Here is a 24,267-nt window from a genome sequence, read left to right as displayed (position 1 = left end):
TTGGGCCACGATCTACGAGGCCGCCCTGGAATCCGTGGCCCGGGCCTGGGCGGCCTAACCGGAACTGCTATGCGTAAACCTTCTCCAGGAACGCACCCCAGGCCTTGGCCGTAAGTTCTGCATCACCGGAACCGCTGAACTCATGCACCGTCATCCCGACCGGAGCGCCGAATGCGTTCCGACCGAAGAAGCGGTACATCGTATCCGCGGACCGGAGGCCCAGGAAGTTCTCGTTGGAGAAGTCCACTACCCCGGCCAGCCGCCCCACGCCGTCGACGTCAACATCCACTGCGGTACCGGCGGCTACACCGTCCACACTCAAGGCCTTTTTCAGCTGAACGAATCCATCCACCGTCTGCGAAGAAGCAGGCGCCTGAATGTCCGTGAAAACCACGGGCTTGCCGTCGAAGTACTGCAGGTACTGACCCAACGTGTGCAGGTAGAACTCCGTGTGCTTGCTGGCGCCGTCGTATTGCTCATCCCAGTTCTCGGCAAAGATCCCGCTGTGAACGTAGTGGAGCTTGGCACGGCCACCCTCCAGCGGCTCAAGGATGTGCTCCAACTGGTTGAACCATCCATCCGGGCCGTCCATGCGGGACACAAGGTGACTGGGGTATTCCTCGGTGGTCTTCACGTCCGGCCACTGATCCGTGGGGAACATCCAGGCGGGGGTGTCCTTGGTGACAGCCTGCCATACTCGTTCAGGGGTGCCGGGCAGTTCGACGTCCGTCTCAATTTCGAATTTCCGGTTATCAGTCATTGCTTTGGTCCTTTTCTGCTGAGTGCTGGGTTGAGGGTGCTTTCAGTGCCCCGGTTTTGAGTGCGGGGTGAAGTACGACGACGAGGCGGTGCTTGCGCCCGCCGCCCGCCACGGCGGCAGCACCGCCGTCGTGGTACTTGTCCACGAGTTGGGTCACCGCCACACCGAGCTCCTCCGCGAATGCTGCGCGTTCGGCAGCGGAGCGGAAGGTGATCTCGCCGTCGATCGCGAAACTGGCCAGTTTCTTCTTTGCAACGGCAGCGCCGGCGATGAGCTTGCCCATTTCCTGCACGGTTCGGGAAGCCAGTGAAAGCAACCAGAACGCGGAGAACCGGTCAGAGAAGCGCCGCGGATCGGGTGCCACAGACGCCAAGGCGACAGGCGAGATCAGGTACGACGCCGCGGTCGAGCGCAGTACGCGCTCGGTGACGTTGCCCTTGCGTCGTTCCTCCACCAGCTCCACCAAACCGTGCCGTTCGAGGGCTTTGAGGTGGTAGTTCACCTTTTGCCTGGGCAACCCGACCTTCGCGGCCAGCTGCGTGGCGGACGCAGGTTCGACGAGCTCCTGAAGGATTCGGGTGCGGATCGGATCCAGCGACGCTTCCGCCGCGGCCGGGTCCTCGATCACTTCGATGTCCAACATGCTTCAAGTATGCTTACCGACAACTTTTATTGTCAAGAACTTTTTTATCGTCGGACTATCTCTCCCGTTGTGAGGCCCGTTTTGCGCCTTTCGGAGCCGCCCAAGGGTGCAGAGCGGGCCTCCCAACGCAACGCCGGTAGAATTGACCAGTGATGCAATCCCCCCTCCCCGTGCGCGACGGCGTGAACGCGACCCGTCTTCGCCTGCCGGACGAGGGACCGTGGACCACCGCAATGGACTACATGATGCATCGTTGGGGCCATATCGATCCTCAGGGCATCGAGGACCGCTTTGACGCCGGAGAGATCGTGGGCGAAGGCGGCGTACCGCTGAACCGCAGCACCAAGCTGGAGGACCACACCTTCATCTGGTACTACCGCACACTCCCGCCCGAGACCCGCCTGCCCGTGGAAATCAACATCCTCCACCAAGACGAACACATCCTGGTGGTGGACAAACCGCACTTCCTCCCCACAACGCCGGGCGGCACCTACATCCAGGAATCCGCGCTGGTCCGGCTCCGGAACCTGCTCAACCTCCCGGACCTCATCCCCATGCACCGCCTGGACCGAATGACGGCCGGCCTGCTGCTGCTCTCCACCAACCCGGAGACACGCGGCAAATATCAGGTTCTCTTCGAGAGGCGCCAGGTCCAGAAGGAATACGAGTGCGTGTCCGCCGCGACGCCGGCCGCAGGCTATCCCGCCGTCGAATTCCCGGTGATTGTCCGCAACCGCATGACCAAGTCCCGCAGTTACCTGCTCGCGGAAGTCATCGACGGAGAACCGAACGCGGAAACCCGCATTGAACAGACAAAAACGTTCGACGCCGGAACTCACCAGCGCGCGTTGTACCGGTTGGAACCGCACACCGGAAAGACTCACCAACTCCGCGTGCACATGGCCTCGCTTGGGTTGGGAATCGTCAACGACGCCTTCTACCCGGACCTGCTGGACAAAGCCCCGGACGACTACTCCAAACCCCTTCAGTTACTGGCCCGCGGCATCACATTTGTGGATCCCATCAGCAAGCAACGCGTGGAATATCGCAGCAAATTGGAGCTCAGCGAAGCCCGCGGCTAAGGGCCTCCCACACCCATTCCACGTGACTCTGAGCAGGACTACCATGAGGATTCCGGGGTAGTTTGGCAGGGGGCGGGAGATGGACAATTCAGTTGAGCTTCCAGGCGACTCAGTTGAGCTTCCAGGCGACAGGGCCGCATCAGCTTTCGCCTTCTCTGCTGCTGCGGCGGGTGCCCTCGGTATCGCCACCCTCGCAGCAATGTACGCCGTGGAAGTGCCCAAGGGTGGCCCGTTTGTTTTCGGTGCCATCAACGATGCCACGGGAGCCGTGTTCAACGTTCTCGCTATACCGGTAATCCTCCAAGTTCACCAGCGTCTCCCGAAGGCACCGTGGACCGGGCCATTGAAGTGGGTCACCGTAACAGCCTGCGCAGCCGGGGCCACGAGTTCGGCGTTGCTGGTATTCAAGGTCCTGGACTTTGGGCCGTCAACAGCAATTTCCGTTGCGGCCATTGTCGTCCAAGGAGCTTGGTTCTTTGTGGCGAACAACAGACTTCTCCACGTTGAGGAGTACCCGCAGGGGCTCGCGAAGCTCGGCCGGTTCATCGGCGGAGCCCTTCTGATCGGCCTTCCCGTGGCTGGCCTGGGCTTCCTCCTTCCCGGGCCCGAGTGGCTCCGTTACGGGATCATGGGAGCGGGCTTCATCGCGGGGGCATCGTCCTGGGCCGCCTGGCCCTACTGGTACTTCAAGGCCGGCAGGTTCCTCGGCCACAAACACGCGGCGGGCGTGCCCGGTGGAGCGCCCTCAGCGGCATGAGGTCAGTCGCCCGGGGGTGAGTCGCTAAACCGCGGCTAGGGGTCGCCCCTTGGCGAGGAGTTAAACACAGCCCGGAAGACCGCCGTCGTCTCCTCCGAAAACAGTACGAACTCCACCAGCTCAAGCGGGCTGTCCTCAGCGCCGGAAGCTGAAGCTGACGACGAAAACGACCTCACGGCGTCGAACGCTACCTCCGCGACCTGACCGGCGTCCCAGCCGTAAATTCCTGCGCTGATCGCAGGAAAGGCGACGGACCGGGCACCAAGCCCCGCCGCCACCTTCAGGCTCTGACGGAAGCACGACGCGAGCAGCGCCGGATCGGTTTGACCCGCGTGCCGGTTGGGTCCCACTGTATGGATCACCCAGCGTGCGGGGAGCCGGAAGGCGGGCGTAGCCGCGGCGTCACCTACCGGAAGTCCGTCCTGCAGTTGCGTCCGGCGCAGCTCGCGGCAGGCCTCAAGAAGTTCCGTGCCCGCGGCCCTATGGATGGCGCCGTCCACTCCCCCTCCACCGAGCAGTGACGAATTGGCGGCGTTGACGATCACGTCAACCCGGCGGGTGGTGATGTCACCGCGCAGAATCTCGATTCGCATGGCGCCAGTCTCACCCCCGAGCGGGGGACGCGGCAAGTGCGGTACCTTTTGCCCATGGACATCATCGCTCCAGAGACATGGGGATCCGCAATTTACCTGTGGATTGTCCCCATTGTGTTGGGCGATGCCATCTTCCCGCCCATCCCCTCCGAGATGGTGGTGATCACCGGCGGGGCGCTCGCAGCCGACGGCCACGCCAACTTCTGGCTCATCCTGTTCCTTGCTGCGTTCGCTTCCTGGCTGGGCGACATGGCAGTGTTCCTGCTGTTTAAACGGCGCATCAGCCACGTTCTGGACCGGTGGTCGTGGGGCCGCCGGGTCCACCGCGGAATCCACGAGGCCATTGCCAAAGCCGGCCGTTCGTCAACCTACGGCGCCATCATCGGCGCTCGGTTTATCCCCGGCGGCAGGCTCGCCACCTCATCCGCGGCGGGCATCGCCAACGTTTCAGTCCGCGGTTTCAGCCTGTGCGCCGGCCTGGGAGCAGTGCTTTGGGCAGTGTGGCAGGTCGGCTTGGGCTACTTCACGGGCTCCACCACCAAGCTTCCCTTTTGGGCCAGCTCACTCATTGGGGTGGGACTGGGCCTGGTCATCGGCGTGGTAGTCGGATTGATCGTTACCCGGCGCCGCGGCAGCCGATCCCCCGTGGACGAACCCTTCGACGCCGACAAGCCCGGCGACGTTCCGCAGCCCGAGTAGGGCTGACTAACTGGTCTAAACCGGCGACCAACGGCCGCGGCTCCGACGCAACACGAAAAGGCTTCCAGTGACAGCTACGCGTTCGACGGCGTCACGCATCATGGCTGCCGACGTCCGGGCTTCGTCGTTCTCGCCCGAGTAATCCCGGTCGCCCACTGTGAAGCGCAGGCTGATCTGGGGTACGCCTCCCACGATGTCGAGCTGGTTCGATTCGACATGGTGGCGGGTTTCCAGTGCTTCCACCGCTGCGGCCATCACCGACTCGGGTGCGTTGCCCGGCTTAAGGCCAGTGATCTTCAACTTGGTCTGGAACGACGGCATCCCACTACCCTAACGCTCTCGCACATCCCACGCCCTTGGACGGATGCCTCTCTCACCGGGTGAGAGAGGCATCCGGGGAATCCCGAGGGATGTGAGAGAAGGTTTGCTAGCCGGTGTTGCGCAGGCCTGCAGCTACACCGTTGACGGTGATGAGCATGGCCCTTTGGAGCCGCTCGTCGATCTCGCCCCCGGACAACTGCTCCTCGCGCACACGGCGGAGCAGCTCTACTTGCAGGTAGCTGATCGGGTCCAGGTACTGATCGCGGATTTCGAGTGAACGCTTCAGCGTCGGCTGGGCATCCAACAACTCAATCTCACCCGTAAGCCGTTCGATTTCGGCCACAGTGAGCTCGTACTCGTCGCGGATCATGTGGAACAACCTGTGCAGTTCCTCCGGGACCAGCGACGAAACGTAATGACCGGCAATTTCCATATCCGTCTTGGCCAAGGTCATTTCCACGTTGGAGATCACAGAGCGGAAGAAGTGCCAGCGGTCCATCATCTCCAGCAGCTGATCGGTGTCGCCGGCTTCGCGGGCGGCTTTCAAGCCGGAGCCCACGCCGAACCAGCCGGGTACGATCTGGCGTGACTGGGTCCAACCGAAAACCCACGGAATTGCCCGCAGGCCACCGAGTCCGGCACCTGAATCCGGACGCTTGGAGGGGCGCGAGCCGATGTTCAATGAACCCAGCTGCTCCACCGGCGTAGAAGCGAGGAAGTAGGCCGGAAGTTGGGGATCGTCAATCAATGTGCGGTAGCGGGCGAACGCTGCATCCGAAATGGTTTCCATGACATTGGCGTACCGCTCACGCTCGTCATCCGAGGTGCGCGGAGTACGGTGCAGGGCCGACCCCTGCATCACTGCAGCCAGGGAAAGTTCCAGGTTTTCGCGGGCGAGCTCTGGCAGGGAGTACTTATCCGAAATGACCTCCCCCTGCTCGGTGAACTTGATCTCGCCTTCAAGTACGCCGTTCGGCTGGGCCATGATGGCGTCATAGGTGGGTCCGCCACCGCGGCCCACAGATCCTCCGCGGCCGTGGAACAGGCGCACGCGGACGCCATGCTTGGCAGCTATGTCACGCAGCTTGCGCTGGGTCTTGTGGATCTCCCACTGGCTGGTCATGACGCCGGATTCCTTATTGGAATCGGAGTAACCCAGCATGATCTCCTGAATGTCTCCGCGGAGACGGACAAGTTCCCTGTAGGACGGGTCGGACAGCAACTGATCCACGATCTCGGCCGAAGCCCGGAGTTCCTCCACCGTTTCCAAAAGCGGAGCGAACCCGATCTTGGCATGGGGCTTGCCGCTGAAGAGATCGATCAGGCCAGCTTCACGCGCAAGAACTGCTGCAGCCAGGACGTCATCGGCACCACGGGTCATGGAGATGATATAGGTCTCCACGACGTCCGGACCGTAGGTGTGCAGGGCCTGGCGGATGCTCCGGAAGACGTCGTACGTGCCGTCCGCAGTGCCTTCAAGCTTGATCGGGTGGCCGGACAGCGGCCGGCGGGAAGCCAACTCGGCCCCAAGGAACATGAAGCGTTCCTCACGCGTCAATTCGCCGTAAGGCTTTTCCGTGCCGAGCCGGTCCACCAACTGCCCCACGGCATCATGGTGGTAATCGGCGTGTTCGCGGATATCCAGTGTTGCCAGGTGCAAGCCAAAGGCAGCGATTGCCCTGCGGACGCGGGCCAGGGCCCCGTCTGCCACCAATGCGGCGGAATGGTTCCGCAGCGAGGCCTCAAGCAGCCCAAACTCCGCAAGCAACTCAGGAGTGGTGGCGTAGTCACGGCCCGGCTCGTGATAGGTGGAAGCTGAAATACGGCGACCGGTGTTGATGAGCTTGGCCTTGATGCAGGTCAGCTTGAGCCTGTAGGGCTCCTGCGCGTTCAGCTCAAGGATGCGCTTGTCCAGTCCGGGGAGGTTCTTGAGATCCTCAGCGATCGAATCCAACAGCTCTTGGTCGGCCCCAAACAGTGCCGTCGAGTTGGAGAGCACTGAGATGAGTTCGTCGATGAGGGCAATGCTGATCCGGACAGCATTTTGGTTCTGCAACTGCAGGATTTCCCTGGTGACAGCAGCAGTGACGTTCGGGTTGCCGTCACGGTCGCCACCAATCCACGAACCAAACTTCAAGGGTGCAGCGGCGGCCGGGAGCGTGACGCCATGCTCAGCAAGGAGTTCTGAAAGGTCGGTCAGCATTTCCGGCATTGCATCGGTCAAGATGCTGTTCAAGTAGTAGATGGCGTTCCGAGCCTCATCTACAGGAGTGGGGCGGACCTGGCGGAGCTCGTCGGTCTGCCACATTTGGTCGATGATCTCGGCGAGTTGCCGGTCCTGGCGGCGCCGCGCGGAAGTCCCCTCCGTGGTTGGCTCAGCAAGGACGTCCGATAGTTTGCGGACCTTATCCAACACTGAGCGACGTGATGCCTCGGTAGGGTGCGCCGTGAAAATGGGCCGGACGTCGAGCTCGTTGATCACATCCTGCAGGACCTGCGGGCCCGCTTGGCCGGCTATCTCAGAGACTGCTTTTGCCAGCCAGCCGTCCTTTTCCTGCCGGGTACGCAGTCCACGAACGCGATGAACCTGCTCGGCCGCGTTGCTGAGGTGGAAGTAGAACGCAAAGGCACGGACCAAGTCGGTCGCTTGGTCCAGCGGCAGGGAGGCGAGCAACTCGCGGACCTGAGCAACGACGTCGTGCGCGCTCCAAGGGCCGGTGGCATCTGCGCCGCCCCGTGCGGCTTCCTTGGACTCCTTGGTCAGCAAGCGGACCTGCTCCACAAGTTGGAGCAGTTCCGGACCGTGTTGTCGGACCAGAGACTCGCCGAGAAGCGTGGATACGCGTCGCACGTCGGCACGCAGTTCGGCTGCGAGATCGGTGTCTTGATGGGCAGTGTGAACCATTGATACTTACCTTCGGGATCTGGTTTGGCCCGTACACTGCGCTGGATACTGTGAGCCGGATTACTAATGTTTCCTACGGGATCTTACCCGCACGGAACTCAACAAAAGAATGTGTCTCAGATTTTGGCGTCGCCTTCCCCAGCCAGAGTCCCGACGTCAGTAGTTGTAGGAGAACTTGTTAGGAGCCAACCCCGGGCCACTCAAGGTGTAGCTCAGTTCGCGGTTTTTCTTATTGCCCTTGGAGTCGGTCAGTACACGGAATTGAAGATCACCCCGTTGCACAGAGCTGCTGGCACAGATAGCAACGCGCCGGCTCTCCAGCGCGCAGGTCCATCCAACCGGCGCTTGAAGGGAACCTTCCACTATCCATGCATCCGCGGCCACCGAAAATACCGCTTTGCCGCTACCCAAGGGGTTTGCACCTGAGACTTGGAAGTCGATTTCCATGGTGATGTTCGCGGCATCCCGGCCTGAGTATTGCCGCACAGAGCCCTGGACATCCGCCGGAGCGGCGGTCCTCGGGCCTGCAGCGAGTGCGGGAGCCGGTGTGGGGGCTGGTGTGGGGGCTGGTGGTGCAACCGGGGAAGGTGTGGCGGAGGGCTCTGCGGGTTTATTCTGTGCGGGCGCCTCCTGTGCGGGCAGCGTGGGTGCTTGCGTCCCTGAAGGTACCTCCACCGTGGTTGGTAGCAATTCCTCCGGGACCGGAGGCAACTCTGCCGGAGCGGAAGATGCAGGGCCTGGTGTGCTGCTTGGCGTCGATGTAGCGGTGGGCGTCGCCGGTTCACTTTCCCATGGTGGACTGCCAGTCTGCAGAGCGCGCTGCTGCGAATACGTCTCCGGAGTCAGGTGATCAACTATTCCTATGGACCCCAACACAAGCCCCACCCCGGCTGCCGCGACGACGGCCAGGACTATCGGTTGAGCGAGCGCTGGTGCGATCAGTGCAGCTTTAGCGGGAAAAACCGCGCCGAAAACGCCCAGCCCCGCGCTTTTTCCCGCCCAGATCGTGATGGGAACACCCGTAACCATGGGAAGGAGCACGGCTCGCATGCTCCCTTGAACGTCCTTCAGTTCCGCGAGGGCGGCCGTACATGTAGAGCAGCCATTCAGGTGATCCCTAACCTTGCGCTCGGTGGCTGCTGATAGTCCACCGCGGATGAAGTTGCCGAGTTTCGAAGCGAACTCGGAACACCTGCCATCGGCCTGCTCGGCGATATGGCACTGCAGGTATTGCCTCCTGAGGCCTTCGCGCGCACGGAGGGCGAGCGCTGAAACAGCATTGGGAGAAAGCCCCAGAATGGGTGCAACGGCTGCAGGTTTCATGCGTTCCACGTCCAAGTACCACAGCACCGCCTGCCACCGTTCCGGCAAGGTGCGGAAGGCTTTGGCCACCGTGCGCGACTCGAAAGCATTGATGGCGGCGTCTGAATCGGCCAAGGCGTGATCCAGAACAGAATCATCACCGCTGGGCAGGACCTTGCCGGCTTTTCGGTTCCGTTGATGGGACAACCTGGTAACTGTGGATAACAGGTAGGCCCGAAAGAATGTATCGGGCCCTCTCCCAGCCACGAGGCCTTGCAGCACAGCTTGAAAGGCCTCGGCCACTACATCCTCGGCATCGCTTGGATTGTCCACGTTGCGTCGGGCAACGGTGGATGCAATGGACACGTGTCGCTCATAGAGACCATCGAACGCGGACATATCTCCGCCCCGGACCAACTCAATAAGACGCCCATCGTCGTCGATTTTTAATTTGCTGCCTGCGTGTGAACTCTGTGCCATCTATGGCATCCCCAAACCGTAAAGAACCCTGCCCATGTATATGGAGTGGGGGGTAGAGGCAAGTCGTGACGCGTTTTTCTACATAGTCTTTATCAAAGCTTGGGGAAAGCACTTCGTCACGAACCGTCTGTTCAGCGCACTATTCGGATATGACCTTGTTCCGGACCAAATCATTCGCCGAATGTGCGTTTTCACGGTATCTATTGCAGCGAAGATGGCAAACGGCCAGTTACAAGATGGGGTGGCGCTTCGGGGCGGATTGGTTCGTGCCTGAGGTCCGGACAATCGTAACGTCGCTCGACACCGGCACAGCGATACCGGCCGGCAGGGCCAAATTACTCGGAGCGGCCCGCGCCACGAATGGCGTGGGCATCAATGAGACCATGAGCGATTTCCGTGCGTTGTTTCTGGCTGCGGAACAGCCCGTCGACATCGACGCCCTTCAATCACTGGCGGAAGGCTGGGCGGAGGTCGCCGAAACAGCCGCCCCCCTCTCATGCACCGATGTCTACACAGGCTTGGTCACCCACGTGCACTTTCAGCGACGGATCCACGAGGTATCCACGTTAGGGCCGGAGTCCACGGGTTCGCATGCCCTGGCGATCATCCGGCTGCCCGGCCCCCGCCATAAGCGCGGACACTGCTGGACACTCCTTGCCCGGCTCGGGGAAGCCGTCAAAGGACAGTTGCACGGAACCGGATCCATGGCCATGTACCAAAATTCTGCTGTCCATATCCTTTTCCCCCTTGGAGAACGCAGCCTGTCCCGGCTACTGGGATGCAAGGCCGTGCTGGAGGCTTTGGGGGACGGGACGCTGAGCCCTGCGCGCATGGTGCTTTACCCGCTGCAACGTCACGAACCTTCCGCTGCCAACACTCACCCTGTGACGGAACACAACACCCAAGGATTCGAAGGACCATCCAGAAAATGAACAATCAGATCCATCTAAAAACCGTGTCGCTGGTGACTGCGCTGCTGGCCGCTGTCATGGCTGTCTTGGGCTTGGGGCTGACCGCCCTTCCGGCCACTGCGGCAAATATTCCGGAAGCGGAGATCACCATCAGCACGGAATCAGTAGTTACCAAGCAATGGGACCAAGTGGATGTGAAATGTGAATGGTCCGTCCCCGACAAATCGCAACCCGGGGACACCTTCAGTCTGCGACTCCCCGCTGAACTGCGCTGGTTTGGCGACACTACCTTTGACCTGAAGAACCCGGCTGGCCGCACAGTTGCCACCGCAGCCGCGAATAGCGCCGGGCTGGTGGTCTTCACCCTGACCGATTTCGTCTCTTCGCATCCCCTGAACGTTGGCGGAAAGTGTTCCTTCACTACCCAGTACGCGCTTGAGCTCACAGGCGGAGGAACAGAGGAGCTGAACTTCGTTGTTGGTGACAGCGTGGTTCGGGTTCCCGTGACCACTGAACCCTGCACAGAGAATTGCACCCCGGGCGTGCCAACGTCTGCCGGAAAGTCGATGTGGTGGGCTGACCCCGCCCAGACGAAACTGGAGTCGATCTTCTACATGCCGCCCATGGCCTTCGAATCCAACGATGTTGTGGTGACGGACATCCCTGCGGCCGGCATGGAAATCGATTGCAGCCAAGTTACACCCCGCGTGGGCAAGATAGTGAGCGCCGCCGGCAACATTGTTGAGCCATTCGATGATGAGCAATATCCGGCAACCATCGAGTGCACCCCGCAGTCGCTGACAGTAAGTTGGCAAGGGCTTCCGGAAGGCGAGCACGTGGAGCTCTTCGTGGTTACAACGGTGACCGACTCTTCCTTGGATGTCTACGAGAACAACGGAACAGTGAACGTCTCGGGCGAACAGCACCCCGTTGGCGCCGAGACGCGTCGAAGCGTCGCGAGCGGAACGGGCGACGGAACGGTCGATACGACCCCAACACCGAGCCCGAGCCCGAGCACACCTTCGGCAACTCCGGAACCGAGCCCGAGCACCAGCACACCTTCGGCAACTCCGGAACCGAGCGCGAGCACAGCACCCGCGACGCCCACTCCGAGCCCGAGCACAACTCCGAGCATCAGCACACCCCCCGCAACTCCGGAGCCGAGCCCGAGCATCACCCATCCCATTGTCGTGATTCCCGAGGAACCTGCGGAACCCACCGAGGCGGATAGCCCTGAGCAGCTGGCCAACACCGGCGCCCAGGGGCAGTGGTTCATCTTCATTGCTGCGGCGCTTCTGGCCGCGGGATCCCTGTTTGCCTTTGCAGGTGCCCGGAAGTACGGACAGCGGTCGCACTAAGAATCCGACCGCAATAGCCAACACGGCGACGATGGGTTGGGCACGTCGTGAGCTGCCCATCGTTTCCGTCCATCAATCCCGGCTCGCGCTGGCATGAATCAGGGCCAGCGCGAGCCGATCCAAGGTAATAGCTTCGGTTCAGGTCTTATGGATTCGGGGAATGCCCCAGCCCGGCGCATAGTTGAGGCAAGTGCAACCGCCACGAACTGACGCAAACCCGCCGAGGAGAACCATGAGCTCGCCCACCACCGCAACCGACGCCCAACTCGCCCGTTGGGAGCGGTTCCGTGCAGGTCGAAATGCAGCTCTTGCCACCGAACACGGCTGGCTGACGCTCACATCTTTCCAATGGCTTGAGGCCGAACCTTCCGAGGTCGAACTCGTCCATGGCCTGTGGTCCACCGACGGCACCACAGCTTTCCTGACGGCGAGCGCTGCGGATGGGCTCACGCTCGTGGAGACGGGACAGAGCGTCGACGGGACCATCTCGGCCACACTTCAGGACGAAGAGTCGCTCATGTGGGTGCAGTTTGGAGGCAAGGACGGCAAGCAAGTAGTTGTGGAACTCGCCATGCGCGCCGACAAGTACGCTGTTCGCACCCGCGACAACAACTCCCCCGTATTGACTGGGTTCAAAGGTGTCCCCACCTACGAATACAACCCAGCATGGGTTATCGAGGGCCGGTTTGAATCCTACGATGAGCCAAAGGACGTGCCCATCGGCACGGCGAACCCCTTGGTGGACGGTGTCCACCGGTCAGTGGGCGAAGTGGCGTTCCGGGTACCGGGTGTTCCCCACGAAATCCGGTTGCACGCTGAGGAGGAGAAGCTGGGCGCGCTCAACGTAACCTTCCACGATGAAACCAACGGAGAGACCACGGACGAATGGCGCAAGGTGTTCATCCCCCGGCCCCGGCCCGACGGGTCCGTGGTGATCGACTTCAACCGCGCCATCAACTACCCGAGTGCATTCACTCCGTACGGCACCTGCCCAATGCCTGTCCGGGGCAATTCAATCGATGTTCGGGTGGAAGCCGGAGAGAAGCTTCCGCAGGACTAGCTCCCGGACAGCCGGTGGTCTAGGCGATGGCGGAAACCCCTGTGACTGCACGGCCAACGATCAGCGAGTTGATTTCGTAGGAGCCCTCGTACGTGTAGATGGCTTCGGCGTCGGCGAAGATCTTCGCGATGCGGTAATCGGTAACGATTCCGTTCCCGCCCAGGATTGACCTGCCCAACGCCACGGTTTCCCGCATCCTTGCGCTGCAGTAGGCCTTGGCAAGCGCCACCTGCGCCATCTCTGCGCCTCCGTGCCGCACTCCTTGCGCATCGGTGAAGATGTCCTCCTGCAGTTGCGCTATTCGGACCATCATCCCCATACTGGCCACCGCGTTTCCCAGCATGTCCACAAGGTGTTGCTGAATGAGCTGGAATTTGGCCAGCGGCTTACCGAACTGCATGCGTTCGACGGCGTACTGCCGGGCGACGTCGAAGGCTGCCAGTTGCTGGCCAACGGCCTGCCAGGCCACCATGATGCGGGAGCCACGGAGCAGGTGGTTGGTGTCCACGAAGCTGCTGATGCCGGCGAAGCGATCTGCCTCAGCTACCTCCACGTCCACAAACACGATGTCGGCGTTCTGCACGGTCCGCAGGGCAATCTTGTTCTCGATGCGGCTCCGCGTGATGCCCGGCAAGGATGCGTCAACGATGAAGGCACGCACGGCGCCGTCTGTTTCGTCCTTGGCCCACACCAACATGTAGTCGCAGAACGTCCCGTTCCCAATCCAGCGTTTGGCGCCGTTAATCATCCAGTAATCGCCGCCGTCGGAATCTGCCCGCTCAACACGGCGGGCAGTGGTCTCCATGCCGCCGGCGACGTCGGAGCCGTGATCCGGTTCGGTAAGCGCGAAGGCGCCGGTAGTGCGGAGGTTGGAGGCGTCGTCGAGGTAGCGGTCCTGCTGGACGTCGCTGCCAAAGTCGTACAGCGACTCCACGAAGAGGTCGTGATGAACCATGAAGAACGTCGCGATCGAGGTGTCGACGCGTGTCATCTCGGCTATGACCAGGCCGGCGAAAAGGTGGGTATATCCGCGCTGGGCGGGCGCGCTGAGCCGGAGGGCCGCGAGCTTAGGGAGGATGTGTTCGGGGAACTCTGCTTTCTCCCACCACTGCCCGGCGTATGGTGCGATCTCGGAGGCAAGGAAAGCCCGGAGTTCGTTGAGTTTCCGTTGCTCCTGGACGCTGAGCAGGGATTCGAAGTCGAAGAAGTCAGCCGTGGGAAGGTCCGCTACGGACGACGGGCCTGGCCCGCCCGAACCGGGCACAACCGTTCCAGGTAAGGACCCCGGAATGCCGTTGTAATCGCCCATTATTTGAGTCCCATACGGATGGCGCCATCGAGTCGGATGGTCTCCCCGTTGAGCATGGCGTTTTCCACGATGTGGGCCGCCAGGTTTGCGTACTCCGAGGCACGGCCCAGGCGTGCGGGATGCGGGACCTGCTGTCCAAGTGAGTCCTGGGCCGCTTGGGGAAGTCCGGCCATCATGGGCGTTTCAAAGATGCCAGGGGCGATGGTTGCTACGCGAATCAGTGAACGCGCGAACTCCCGCGCCAAGGGGAGCGTCATGGCTGCTACAGCACCTTTGGATGCGGCGTAGGCTGGCTGGCCGATCTGGCCTTCAAAGGCGGCCACGGAGGCAGTGTTGATGATGACGCCCCGTTCGGGCCCACCCAGTTCCGTGGAGACGGGTTCGGTTTCCACCATGGCAGCAGCGGCCAAGCGGGTCACGTTGAAGGTGCCCACAAGGTTGATCTGAATGACCTTGTTGAAGTTCTCCAGGGGCAGTACGCCTTCGCGGCCAAGGACTTTCCCTGGCGTTGCGATGCCTGCGCAATTGACGACGATCCGGAGCGGTCCCAAAGCTACGGCGGCATCGACGGCGGCCTGGACTTGGGATTCGTTGGTGACGTCTGCGGGAGCAAAGACAGCATGTGGACCCGGCTCCCCCTCACCCGAACGTGTCGCATTAAGCTCGGCCGCATATGCGTCACCAGCCGATTGCGGCAGATCCACCAGGACCACCGAGGCTCCAGCGTCGAACAAGCGCTTCGCGGTAGCGGCCCCCAGCCCTGATGCCCCGCCGGTTACCAGCGCGACCGTGCCCTTGATGTCCATTCATCCTCCTTGATGCAGACCCAAATCCGTTAATGCATGTTAACTGGAATTGTGGGGAAGCGCACACTGCCCTCCTTGAAAGGCGAATTCCCCGGCCCGGCTAGGCTAATTGCATGTCCAGTCAGATCGATCCAGCCGGGAAGCCTGCCCCCTCCACAGACGCCACCGAGTGGTCGGCGCGTGCCAACCAGGCTGCCCGATCAGTGACCCGAAGCTTCGGCAGGCGGCTACTGTTCCTTCCAGGTACGCACATAGGGGCAGTGAGCCTGCCCAGCCGCACCATCAACAGTCTCTCCGGCCCTTGGCACTACTGGTGGCAGGCGCATTACGTCGACTGCCTGGTGGACGCCGGCCGCCGTGAACTCGCGAGCAAAACAAAGTTCGACGGCGACTCCCGCCCGAGCGCGGGTCGGCTCGCTTCGCGGCTGGTCACCACAATCCGGTTGCGGAATCTGCTGCGCTTCGTCAACGACTACTACGACGACATGGCGTGGCTGGCACTCGCCACGCTGCGTCTGGAGAAGCTGGCGGAGGAGACCAGGAAACCTGGTCGGCGGCGCAACGCGTATGTCCGCAAGAGCCTGACGTTCCAGTTCGATTCGGCGTCAACAGACGATTTTGGTGGCGGCACCTTCTGGAGTACCAAACGGGACTTCAAGAACACGCCTGCCACCGCCCCGGTGGCCCTGTACTACGCCCGGACCGACCACGCAGAGCGCGCACAGAAGTTGGTGGACTGGCTCAACAGCAAGCTCCTCCACCCGGACCGTGGCGTGTATCGGGACGGGCTTCGGATGAGTCAGGGCAAGGTGGTGGTGGATGAGGCCATTTACACCTACAACCAGGGCCCGGTCCTGGGTGCCTTGCTGGAACTGGGCGGTGATGACAACCTGCGCAGGGCCGCCCTGCTTGTGGACGCCGTGAAACGCGAGCTGACACTGCCCGGCACGCAGGTCATCCGCGGTGACGGGACGGGCGATGGTGGCCTTTTCACCGGCATCCTGCTGCGCTATATGGCTTTGGCAGCCCGGGATGCCAGGCTCCCGGCCACAACCAGGGAAACGGCCAGGTCCTTGGTTCGCAGCACAGCCGAAGCGTTCTGGGCCGGGCGCCGCGAGGACCCGAACCAGGCCAAGGGCCGCAGGGGAACTCCAGCCATCGTGTTCTCTTTCGACCCCCAGCGACCGGCGAGCGAAACATATCCGGTGGGGGCCGCCGTCGAGCTTTCCACTCAGCTTCAAGCTTGGATGGCGTTGGAAGCTGCCGCCACGCTCTAGCTGTCGCTGGAAAGGGGACGCTTCCTTTGCGGGTATGGGGCCTCATGGCGGGCAAGCATCTCCACGAAACCGGCGATCTTGCGAGCGCGGGTGTCTGCCCGTTTAACCCCGTTGGTGCGGTGAATGAGGGCGAAGCGGTTCTGCGAGGTCAGGCAATCGAACATCGCCTGGGCCTCCGGGACTGCGGCGATGGCTGCCGCGAGGTCATCCGGAACCACGGAATCGGCTGGCCCGGCGTAGGCGGCTTCCCAGCGTCCGTCAGCTTTTGCGGCCTCGACGGCAGCTCGTCCGGCATCGGTCATTTTGCCCTCGGATTCCAGTCGCGCAATGTGCCCCACATTCCGCGCTGACCAGATGCTCCTGCGGCCGCGGGGCGTCATTCGCTGGAAGTAGCTTTCGGCGTCGCGGCTCTTCGCTTGGCCGTCAATCCAGCCGAAGCACAGGGCCTCGTCCAGGGCGGCGTCGTAGTCCAACTCAGTGATGCTGCCGCCCTTCTTGTGCAGGATCAGCCACACGCCGGGACTCTCAGCGGCATGCTCCGAAAGCCAGGAGCGCCAGGCGGCGCCGTCTGCGACAAGAAGTTCCTCAAGTTCAATGGGCATGGGTTCATTCTCCTGTGAAACGCACCGTGCCCGGCAGGGCCACGCGGCATAGGCTGGGAGCGGACGCCCGAACCGCGAGGACCCAGCCCAGGAGGACCAATGTTGCGAGCCCGCCCCATCCACTACACATCGCACTTTGAGCAGTGGGCCACGCTGCTGCAGGCACTGGGTTTGGTGAAGACGGTGGACGACGGCGACTGGCAGGAGTTCGACGCCGGTTCGGGTCGCGTCGCGTTGGGTCGCCTGGAACACGGCCACCCCCTTGATGCCTACACCATCTTCAGCGTGGAGGTGGGAAACCTGGAGGAATTCGCACGCCGCACCGAGGAAGACGGCACCCAGGCAGAACTCCACGAAGCCTCCTACGGGCCCACGGCGCGTATCTCGGCCGACGACGGTTTCGAGTTTTTTGCTTTCCCCGCGTCACGGGCAGCGGATGGCAGCTGGGCCACGTCAAGCGATGCAGACCCAGCACTCACGGTGGTAGCAACGTGGGTCAGCCCCTTGGTGGCATTCTCCGCAAATGTTCTCCGCAACATCGGCGCCCGGCAGCGCACAGAAGACGACGAATCGGCCACGTTCACCACCAAGAACGGCGGAATCCTCCAGATTATTCACGGCGCGGACGCCACCAACGGGGACCTCGCGTTTGAGTACGACGGCGAGTTGGAACCACTGCTTGAGCGCCTCAAGGCTGCGGACATCGAGGCCAGGATCACCGAAGACGTCCTGTACGTCGCCAACCCGGATGCTGTGAGCGGCGCGGCACCGGCGTCGATTGTGGTGGAGAAGTCACCAGTCACGGCCGCGTAATACAGCCGAGAGCGTAACGCCGCAGCCACGGCGCCGCTGCCAAGGAAGTTCGGCTGGGGATGCGGTAGAACTTAACCATGAGCGTACGTACACCCGACCCGTATCCAGGCTGGCTTTCAGATGAAGACCTCTTCGAAGCCCGCGGCCGCCTCCCCATGGTCTACGTGGAGGCCGTTCCGGTCAGGTTGGATCCGCTCGGTTATGTGAACGAAGTGGGCACCCTCCTTCAGGGCGACGCCGACGGAAATATGGTCCGCTACCTCGTCTCCGGCCGCGTTCTCTACCGCGAAACCATCCGTGCAGCGCTCCTGCGGCACATGGAAAAGGACCTCGGCCCTTTGGCTTTCCCGCAGTTGCCCATCAGCCCTGTTCCCTTCACGGTGGCCGAATATTTCCCGGCTCCGTCGCAGACAGGCTTCACGGATGACCGCCAGCACGCCGTTTCGCTGGCTTACATCATTCCTGTGACCGGCGAATGTGAACCCCGCCAGGACGCTTTGGAGCTCACGTGGATGACGCCGCAAGAGGTGCTCAGCGACAACGTCCAGCAGGAATTCGACGGCGGCCGCGGGAACCTCGTCCGGCAGGCCCTGGCTTTCTCGGGCATCGTTCTCTAGCGGGTCCCGGCCCCTTCACCAGCTGGTCTTTGTAGACTGGACGGCGGACCCCACGAGAACCAAAGGACTTCCGATGACTCACAGCCCAGCCACACAGCAATACAAGGAAAAGCAGGCTGGGGACCTGCGGCCCGGCGATTTTGTGTTCCCGCCCGGTGACGGGCCGGCCGAGGAAATTGCCACTGTTGAGGTGGAAAACGACGATTACGGCGTGGCCGCGTTGCTGCTGGTGACAATGGTCGACGGCGGCACGTTACGGATCGCTGTAGGGTCCAGTGTTCCTGTGGGTGACGGAGTTCCGGTTGACTCCGACGGCTCGGTCTCCAGCGCCGTGGACGAAAGCACCCCTGACTCCAGCACCTCGGACTCGAGCACCCCGGCAGGAGGCGACGCCGATGCTCCCGCGGGACCCGCCGTCGTCGTTCCTCCGCGCCCGGAAACGCCGCCGACGTACACTGGCCCCAGCGCCGAGGAGCTGGCACTCATCCCTGAACCGGACGGCACACCCGAAGCCGTGGTCCGCGCCGCCGCCGCCAACCATAAGGGCAAGAACGGTGTGCAGGTCCTGGCGGATCGGCTCGCGAAAGGCATTAATACCAAGTCGGGAAGTTGCCTACGGGACCTCAGCAATCTCGCCTTCGATCTCTGCATTGTGCTGCGCGATCCGGACCACGCTTTGGCAGTCGCCGACCTGCTGAATGTGCTGCCCTTTGACGGCAACCTGGACCGCTGGGCATCGATCGAACGTGCCCTGGCGCTATCCAGTTTCATTTGCCGCGAGGCCGGACAAACCGAACGTGCCGCGGTTTACGAGAAACTGCTGCGCGCGCCCGAGTCCCAGGAAGAAGATCCCTTCAAGGCCCGGATCAATGCCCGCGTCCGGCAGCGCTCGCTGAATGAACCCAATCTGTACGACAAGGAAATCTTCCGTGCAATCGACAACGGGAACCACGAAGCCGAGCGTGAATGGCGGTTCCTCCGGCTCGAGGCGCTGATGTTCCTGCGCGCCCACGGTGGATCGAAGACCATCGACGAGGACGAGCTGGCCCGGCGTATCGGCAATGAACTTGAGTCGGTGCGCGCCTAGCATTCCCTGTACCGCTTATTAGGGAGTATCAAGACCTGTTATGTGGGCGCCAACGGCGGTAGATTCGGGGCCATGACGAACAATCTGAGCGTTGTGATTAATGCCGACGCGCAGCAGGTTTGGACAATGCTGCGTGAACCGTCGTTGGTGGCTCAATGGCACGGCTGGGAAGCCGACGATCTTGCCGACGAAATCAAACAGATCTACTTCAACACCGATGTTGTGGAGGGGCCCGATCACACGAGCCTGACCGTCAACGGCGGTGATGTCTTTGAACTCCACCCCGTCTCCGGTGGTACGGAAGTGCGGGTCACCAGGGCCGCCCTCGATCACAACTCGGAATGGGCCGAGTGGGATGAGGACATCACTCAGGGTTGGCTCACGTTCCTGCATCAGCTGCGGTTCGCGCTGGAACGGCACCCCCACGGACACCGGCGGACCCATTTCATCTCCCTGCCGGGTAAAGGCGGGCCGGCGATTGAGAAGCTGGGGCTCGGGGATTTGCCGCCTGTTGGGGAGGAATACTCGCTCATGCTTGCCACGGGTGAGAAGATCTCCGGCAAGGTCTGGTTCAAGAGCCGGCACCAGGTGGGCCTCACCGTCCACAGCTACGCCGAGCACGGGGACGGGCTGCTGATCGTCGCTGAGCAACTGCCGATTCCGGAGAAAAGGCCCGACGGCGGTTCCATGGTGATTGCCTCCACCTACGATTTGGGGGCCCACACCTTGGCGGACATCCGGTCCTCGTGGGACAAGTGGAAGGCTGAGAGCTACGGTTCGTAGGGGTTTTTCGGCAGGTTACCCGCGGTAAAGCTGGCACACTTGGTAGCGTGCCAGCTTCCCTTCCTGCTTCTGCGTCTTTGTCCGATCCTTCTGCTGTTCCGGCTTCCACTCCGCCTGCGCTCCCCGGGTTGCCAGGGCTGACTGCCCGGCAATCCGAGTTCTCCTTCTCGGTGGGTAAGCGCCTCACGGAAACGTGCCCGCCGTCGGACGCTCAGGTAGACGCCAACGGCGGCGCTTTCCTAGGCCGAACCGGAACCATCACCACACCGCACGGGACCATCCAGACGCCCGCGTTCATCGCCGTCGGGACCAAGGCAACCGTGAAGGCGGTGCTGCCGGAGTCCATCGCCGAGCTCGGTGCGCAGGCTGTGCTTGCCAACGCCTACCATCTGTACCTACAGCCGGGGCCGGAGATTCTCGACGCCGCTGGCGGGCTTGGCGCGTTCATGAACTGGGCGGGGCCGACGTTCACCGACTCCGGCGGGTTCCAGGTGATGAGCCTGGGCTCGGGGTTCAAGAAGGTCATCGATATGAAGAATGTGGACAGCTCCGGTCCGGATGACGCAGTAGCGCCCGGCAAGGAGCGGCTGGCGCACATTGACGACGACGGTGTCTGGTTCAAATCGCACCTGAACGGAGACCGGCACCGCTTCTCCCCCGAGATCTCCATGCAGGTCCAGCACCAGATCGGCGCAGACATCATGTTCGCCTTCGACGAACTCACAACGCTGCAGAACTCGCGTGCGTACCAGGAGGAATCGCTGGAACGGACGCGGCTCTGGGCTTTGCGCTGCCTGGAAGAACATGCTGCGTTGACGTCTTCCCGTGCTGATAAGCCCTACCAAGCGCTTTTTGGCGTAATCCAGGGCGCCCAATACGAGGACCTCCGACGCAAGGCATGCCAGGATTTGGGTGCCATGCCCTTTGACGGGTACGGGATCGGCGGTGCTCTGGAGAAGGAAAACCTGGGCACGATTGTGCGCTGGTGCAACGAGGAACTGCCCGAAAACAAGCCGCGGCACCTGTTGGGCATCTCCGAACCGGACGACATCTTTACGGCCATCGAGAACGGCGCCGACACGTTCGACTGTGTCTCCCCCACACGTGTTGCCCGAAACTCGGCGTTCTACACCCCGTACGGCCGGTTCAACCTGTCCGGGGCCAAGTACAAAACCGATTTCGGGCCACTGCAGGACGGCTGCGACTGCTACACCTGCGTGAACTATTCACGGGCCTACATCCACCACCTGTTCAAGGCCAAGGAAATGCTCTCGGCAACCCTGATCTCCATCCATAACGAGCGCTTCGTGGTGAAAATGGTGGACGACGCGCGCCTGGCTATCGAATCCGGGGACTTCTTCGAGTTCAAGGCGGAGACCCTGGGTCGGTACTACTCGTAGGCGTCGAGATCGCCGGAAGCATGCGTGAGCGTGCGGAAACTTCCGGCGAACTCACACGTTTCCGGCGATCTCGGCCCGAGACTAGGCTGCGGCTACCCCGTAGCTGGGCTCGCGCTTCTTGATCCAACCAACCACCAGCACGGTGACGGGGACGAACAAGAACTCCACGGCCGTCTTGTAGACGAAGCCAACCAGGACGTAGTTCAGGAACGAGCCGAAGTCCGTGATGCCGATGACCGACGCCGCGATGCTGCAGAAGATCAGGGTGTCCACGAATTCGCCCACCACGGACGAGCCCATCAGGCGCGCCCACAGGGACTTCTCGCCCGTGCGCGCCTTCATCTTCACCAGGATCCACGAGTTGATGGTCTGCCCGGCCAGGAAAGCGAGCAGTGAACCGAGGACGATCAGCGGAACCGGGCCCAGAGCACCTTCGATGGCTGCTTGCTTTGCGGTGCCGTACTCGTCGCTGAAGCCGGGAAGCACGATGATGATCCAGTAGCAGAGCGATGCGAACACCGAGAGCGCGAACGAAGTGATGATGGCTTTGCGCGCCACCTTGAAACCGTAGACCTCGCTCATCACGTCGCCCAGGATGTAGGCGATCGGGAAGAGGAAGAACCCGCCGTCAGTGATAATCGGCCCGATCACCACGCCCTTGGAAGCGCCGATGTTGGACAGGATCAGCACCACAGCCATGATGGCCAGCATGATGCCGAAATACGGGGAACCGATGGAAGCGAAGCGCGGAGCGGGCTTGCTCAAAGTACTGGAGCCTGAGGGCGAGGGCATGGGTCATCCATTTCGTAGTGGTTCGCGCAGGCTCCCTGGTGAGGGAACCCCGCTGTATTAGCACTGTGGGTTGGTGGGGCATCCGGCCCGGCACCGATTCCATTCTCCCACTCCTTCATCCCCAACGCTCGCTCACCTCCCACGTGCTTGAATCAAACGCTCGCTCACCTCCCACGTGCTTGACCCCAACGCTCGCTCACCTCCCATGTGCTTGAATCAAACGCTCGCTCACAGACCCACTTTTGAACACGTTCAGAAACCATGGCATACTCATTCTTGAACACGTTCAAAAATGAGCTTGAGGAGCGGCACCATGGCAGCAAAGAGTGAGCAGACCCGCCAGCTGGTGGCCGACGTCGCGCTAAAGATGTTCCGTGAAATCGGCTTCGAAAAGACCACCATGCGCGCCATCGCCCAGGAGGCCGGAGTCTCGGTCGGCAACGCCTACTACTACTTCGCCTCAAAGGACGAACTCGTCCAGGAGCTCTACATCCAAGTGCAGGACGAACACGCCGTGGCGGCAGCGCAGGCACTCGAAGGCATCCAGGATCTCGCCGGGCGCCTCAAAGCAGTTCTGCACACAGGAGTGGACGTCATGTCTCCGTACCACCAGTTCGGTTCCGACTTCATTGCGACCGCGATCCGGCCGTCGTCGCCCGTCAACCCGTTCGGCGAGGCGTCCACCGCCGCCCGCGAGGCTTCCCTCGCGATCTTTCGGTCCGCCGTCGAAGGTTCCTCCCCCGCCGTCGCGAAAAAGTTGCGCGGCGATCTGCCCGAACTGCTGTGGCTGGCGTACATGGGCGTCGCGCTGTTCTGGGTTTACGACCGGTCCGAGGGCCAACGCCGCACGCGGAAATTAATCGACGGCGCAGCCCCGCTGGTGGCCCGAGGCTTGTCACTCGCGAAAATTCCCGGTGTCAGCAAGGTCTTCGACGACGTCCTGGGGCTCGTGCGAAGCGTCAAGGAAGACTCGTGATGCGGAGGACGGTGGCGATTGCCGGCGCCAGCGGCTTCATTGGAAGCTACTTCCGGCGTCGGTTTGTTGCTGAAGGATGGGTGGTGCGGACGGTCGGGCGGGACACTTCGGCTGACGCTCAATGGCACGACGACGGCGCCATCACCAAAGCGCTTGACGGCGCCGAATTGCTGGTGAACCTCGCCGGACGCTCCGTGAATTGCCGATACGACGAGCGGCACCGCCGCGAGATTCTGGACTCCCGGGTGTTGACGACACGGGCGTTGGGCTGTGCGGTTGCCGCTTGCGCCGAACGGCCGAGAACTTGGATCAACTCGAGCACCGGCACCATTTACCGACACGCGGATGACGAACCCCAGTCTGAGGCGTCTGGCGAGCTGGGCAGCGGATTCTCCGTGGACGTTGCCCGCGCCTGGGAGGACGAGTTGGCGGCAGCTTCAGTTCCGGACACACGAAAAGTGCCGCTGCGGATTGCAATTGTCCTGGGTGCGGGTGGTGTCATGAGCCCGCTCCGGAACCTTGCTCGGCTGGGACTGGGCGGGTACATGGGCCATGGCACGCAAAAGTTCAGTTGGATCCATGTGGAGGACTTGTTTAGGACAGTGTTGTTCGTGCACGAGCACACTGAGCTGACCGGACCGGTGAACGCGGCAACACCCTATCCTGTGGACAACCGCGAGCTGATGTCACTTGTCCGGCAAAGCATGGGTGTCCCGTTCGGCATCCCAACACCCGCGTGGCTGCTCGAAGCCGGCGCCATCCTGATCCGTACTCAAACAGAGCTTGTGCTGAAGAGCCGATGGGTGGAGCCCCGGAAACTGCTCGACGCCGGGTTCGCGTTTGAGCACCCAACCCTGGCCGGTGCCCTCAACGCGATCACCGCCGGTCAAACCGAACGCTCGCTCACATAAACCACCCCTTCAGCCGAACGCTC

24 protein-coding genes are annotated in these 24,267 nt (G+C 62.1%); 14 read left to right on the top strand and 10 right to left on the bottom strand.

Annotated features, from left to right (window positions below):
* Positions 1-67: 67 nt before the first annotated feature.
* The gene (locus ACNAOT_RS04135) at positions 68-760 is read right to left on the bottom strand and encodes an SRPBCC family protein (RefSeq protein ID WP_420180132.1); all 693 of its coding nucleotides are present in this window, start codon (positions 758-760) and stop codon (positions 68-70) included.
* A complete protein-coding gene (locus tag ACNAOT_RS04130) occupies positions 753-1,403 on the bottom strand; it encodes an ArsR/SmtB family transcription factor (RefSeq protein ID WP_179018761.1) in 651 nt (216 codons plus the stop codon). The genes ACNAOT_RS04135 and ACNAOT_RS04130 overlap by 8 nt, the downstream gene beginning before the upstream one ends.
* Before the next feature lie 152 nt (positions 1,404-1,555).
* Here ACNAOT_RS04130 and ACNAOT_RS04125 point away from each other — a divergent pair, with 152 nt between their 5' ends.
* The gene (locus ACNAOT_RS04125) at positions 1,556-2,485 is read left to right on the top strand and encodes a pseudouridine synthase (protein WP_420181118.1); all 930 of its coding nucleotides are present in this window, start codon (positions 1,556-1,558) and stop codon (positions 2,483-2,485) included.
* 79 nt (positions 2,486-2,564) lie between these two features.
* A complete protein-coding gene (locus ACNAOT_RS04120) occupies positions 2,565-3,242 on the top strand; it encodes a hypothetical protein (protein ID WP_420180131.1) in 678 nt (225 codons plus the stop codon).
* Between the two features lie 35 nt (positions 3,243-3,277).
* On the opposite strand, the gene ACNAOT_RS04115 is transcribed toward ACNAOT_RS04120, so the two are convergent.
* Complete coding sequence (locus tag ACNAOT_RS04115; protein WP_420180130.1) at positions 3,278-3,835, bottom strand: O-acetyl-ADP-ribose deacetylase; 558 nt, start codon at positions 3,833-3,835, stop codon at positions 3,278-3,280.
* Positions 3,836-3,889: 54 nt separating this feature from the next.
* On the opposite strand from ACNAOT_RS04115, the gene ACNAOT_RS04110 reads away from it, so the two are divergent.
* The gene (locus ACNAOT_RS04110) at positions 3,890-4,534 is read left to right on the top strand and encodes a DedA family protein (protein WP_091465318.1); all 645 of its coding nucleotides are present in this window, start codon (positions 3,890-3,892) and stop codon (positions 4,532-4,534) included.
* 15 nt (positions 4,535-4,549) lie between these two features.
* Here the strand turns inward: ACNAOT_RS04110 and ACNAOT_RS04105 are convergent, their stop codons facing one another.
* From ACNAOT_RS04105 to ACNAOT_RS04095, 3 genes are all read right to left on the bottom strand, one after another.
* Positions 4,550-4,855, bottom strand: coding sequence for a hypothetical protein (locus tag ACNAOT_RS04105; protein WP_420180129.1), 306 nt, complete (start codon positions 4,853-4,855; stop codon positions 4,550-4,552).
* A gap of 106 nt (positions 4,856-4,961) precedes the next feature.
* Positions 4,962-7,760: a phosphoenolpyruvate carboxylase gene (gene ppc, locus ACNAOT_RS04100; RefSeq protein ID WP_420180128.1), complete on the bottom strand. Its 2,799-nt coding sequence runs from the start codon at positions 7,758-7,760 to the stop codon at positions 4,962-4,964.
* Positions 7,761-7,916: 156 nt separating this feature from the next.
* Positions 7,917-9,542 carry a sigma-70 family RNA polymerase sigma factor gene (locus ACNAOT_RS04095; protein WP_420180127.1) on the bottom strand — a complete coding sequence of 542 codons (1,626 nt, stop codon included), beginning with the start codon at positions 9,540-9,542 and terminating at the stop codon, positions 7,917-7,919.
* Between the two features lie 266 nt (positions 9,543-9,808).
* On the opposite strand from ACNAOT_RS04095, the gene ACNAOT_RS04090 reads away from it, so the two are divergent.
* From ACNAOT_RS04090 to ACNAOT_RS04080, 3 genes are all read left to right on the top strand, one after another.
* Complete coding sequence (locus ACNAOT_RS04090; RefSeq protein ID WP_420180126.1) at positions 9,809-10,474, top strand: hypothetical protein; 666 nt, start codon at positions 9,809-9,811, stop codon at positions 10,472-10,474.
* The gene (locus tag ACNAOT_RS04085) at positions 10,471-11,811 is read left to right on the top strand and encodes an Ig-like domain-containing protein (RefSeq protein WP_420180125.1); all 1,341 of its coding nucleotides are present in this window, start codon (positions 10,471-10,473) and stop codon (positions 11,809-11,811) included. Before ACNAOT_RS04090 ends, ACNAOT_RS04085 begins: the two co-directional genes overlap by 4 nt.
* A 232-nt stretch (positions 11,812-12,043) precedes the next feature.
* Entirely contained in the window at positions 12,044-12,871 is an 828-nt protein-coding gene (locus tag ACNAOT_RS04080) for a DUF1684 domain-containing protein (RefSeq protein ID WP_420180124.1), read from the top strand.
* Between the two features lie 19 nt (positions 12,872-12,890).
* On the opposite strand, the gene ACNAOT_RS04075 is transcribed toward ACNAOT_RS04080, so the two are convergent.
* Both ACNAOT_RS04075 and ACNAOT_RS04070 read right to left on the bottom strand, forming a co-directional pair.
* A complete protein-coding gene (locus tag ACNAOT_RS04075; RefSeq protein ID WP_420180123.1) occupies positions 12,891-14,180 on the bottom strand; it encodes an acyl-CoA dehydrogenase family protein in 1,290 nt (429 codons plus the stop codon).
* Positions 14,180-14,986, bottom strand: coding sequence for an SDR family NAD(P)-dependent oxidoreductase (locus tag ACNAOT_RS04070; RefSeq protein WP_091465307.1), 807 nt, complete (start codon positions 14,984-14,986; stop codon positions 14,180-14,182). The genes ACNAOT_RS04075 and ACNAOT_RS04070 overlap by 1 nt, the downstream gene beginning before the upstream one ends.
* Before the next feature lie 113 nt (positions 14,987-15,099).
* Between ACNAOT_RS04070 and ACNAOT_RS04065 the strand changes: the two genes are divergently transcribed.
* Positions 15,100-16,263 carry a glycoside hydrolase family 76 protein gene (locus tag ACNAOT_RS04065; protein ID WP_420180122.1) on the top strand — a complete coding sequence of 388 codons (1,164 nt, stop codon included), beginning with the start codon at positions 15,100-15,102 and terminating at the stop codon, positions 16,261-16,263.
* On the opposite strand, the gene ACNAOT_RS04060 is transcribed toward ACNAOT_RS04065, so the two are convergent.
* Complete coding sequence (locus ACNAOT_RS04060; protein WP_420180121.1) at positions 16,260-16,865, bottom strand: YdeI/OmpD-associated family protein; 606 nt, start codon at positions 16,863-16,865, stop codon at positions 16,260-16,262. The two genes, ACNAOT_RS04065 and ACNAOT_RS04060, sit on opposite strands and share 4 nt — an antisense overlap.
* A 99-nt stretch (positions 16,866-16,964) precedes the next feature.
* Here ACNAOT_RS04060 and ACNAOT_RS04055 point away from each other — a divergent pair, with 99 nt between their 5' ends.
* From ACNAOT_RS04055 to tgt, 5 genes are all read left to right on the top strand, one after another.
* On the top strand, positions 16,965-17,678 hold the full coding sequence (locus tag ACNAOT_RS04055; RefSeq protein WP_420180120.1) for a hypothetical protein: 714 nt from the start codon (positions 16,965-16,967) through the stop codon (positions 17,676-17,678).
* A gap of 77 nt (positions 17,679-17,755) precedes the next feature.
* Entirely contained in the window at positions 17,756-18,295 is a 540-nt protein-coding gene (locus tag ACNAOT_RS04050; protein ID WP_017199858.1) for an NUDIX hydrolase family protein, read from the top strand.
* A gap of 73 nt (positions 18,296-18,368) precedes the next feature.
* Positions 18,369-19,382: a DUF6707 family protein gene (locus tag ACNAOT_RS04045; RefSeq protein WP_420180119.1), complete on the top strand. Its 1,014-nt coding sequence runs from the start codon at positions 18,369-18,371 to the stop codon at positions 19,380-19,382.
* A gap of 72 nt (positions 19,383-19,454) precedes the next feature.
* Positions 19,455-20,165: an SRPBCC family protein gene (locus tag ACNAOT_RS04040; RefSeq protein ID WP_420180118.1), complete on the top strand. Its 711-nt coding sequence runs from the start codon at positions 19,455-19,457 to the stop codon at positions 20,163-20,165.
* Positions 20,166-20,293: 128 nt separating this feature from the next.
* Positions 20,294-21,565, top strand: coding sequence for a tRNA guanosine(34) transglycosylase Tgt (tgt, locus tag ACNAOT_RS04035; RefSeq protein WP_420181117.1), 1,272 nt, complete (start codon positions 20,294-20,296; stop codon positions 21,563-21,565).
* 81 nt (positions 21,566-21,646) lie between these two features.
* Here tgt and ACNAOT_RS04030 read toward each other — a convergent pair whose 3' ends face one another.
* Complete coding sequence (locus tag ACNAOT_RS04030) at positions 21,647-22,357, bottom strand: queuosine precursor transporter (protein ID WP_420180117.1); 711 nt, start codon at positions 22,355-22,357, stop codon at positions 21,647-21,649.
* 313 nt (positions 22,358-22,670) lie between these two features.
* Here ACNAOT_RS04030 and ACNAOT_RS04025 point away from each other — a divergent pair, with 313 nt between their 5' ends.
* Both ACNAOT_RS04025 and ACNAOT_RS04020 read left to right on the top strand, forming a co-directional pair.
* Positions 22,671-23,333, top strand: coding sequence for a TetR/AcrR family transcriptional regulator (locus ACNAOT_RS04025; RefSeq protein WP_420180116.1), 663 nt, complete (start codon positions 22,671-22,673; stop codon positions 23,331-23,333).
* Positions 23,333-24,244 (top strand): TIGR01777 family oxidoreductase, encoded by a 912-nt coding sequence (locus ACNAOT_RS04020; protein ID WP_420181116.1) that lies wholly within the window; start codon positions 23,333-23,335, stop codon positions 24,242-24,244. Before ACNAOT_RS04025 ends, ACNAOT_RS04020 begins: the two co-directional genes overlap by 1 nt.
* Positions 24,245-24,267: the final 23 nt, after the last annotated feature.

Origin of the sequence: Paenarthrobacter sp. TA1.8, assembly GCF_048595705.1 — a bacterium.
GTDB classification, from domain to species: Bacteria; Actinomycetota; Actinomycetes; order Actinomycetales; family Micrococcaceae; genus Arthrobacter; species Arthrobacter nitroguajacolicus.
The sequence above is the reverse complement of the archived record's forward strand: the minus strand, read 5'-3'. Positions and strand labels throughout refer to the sequence as shown.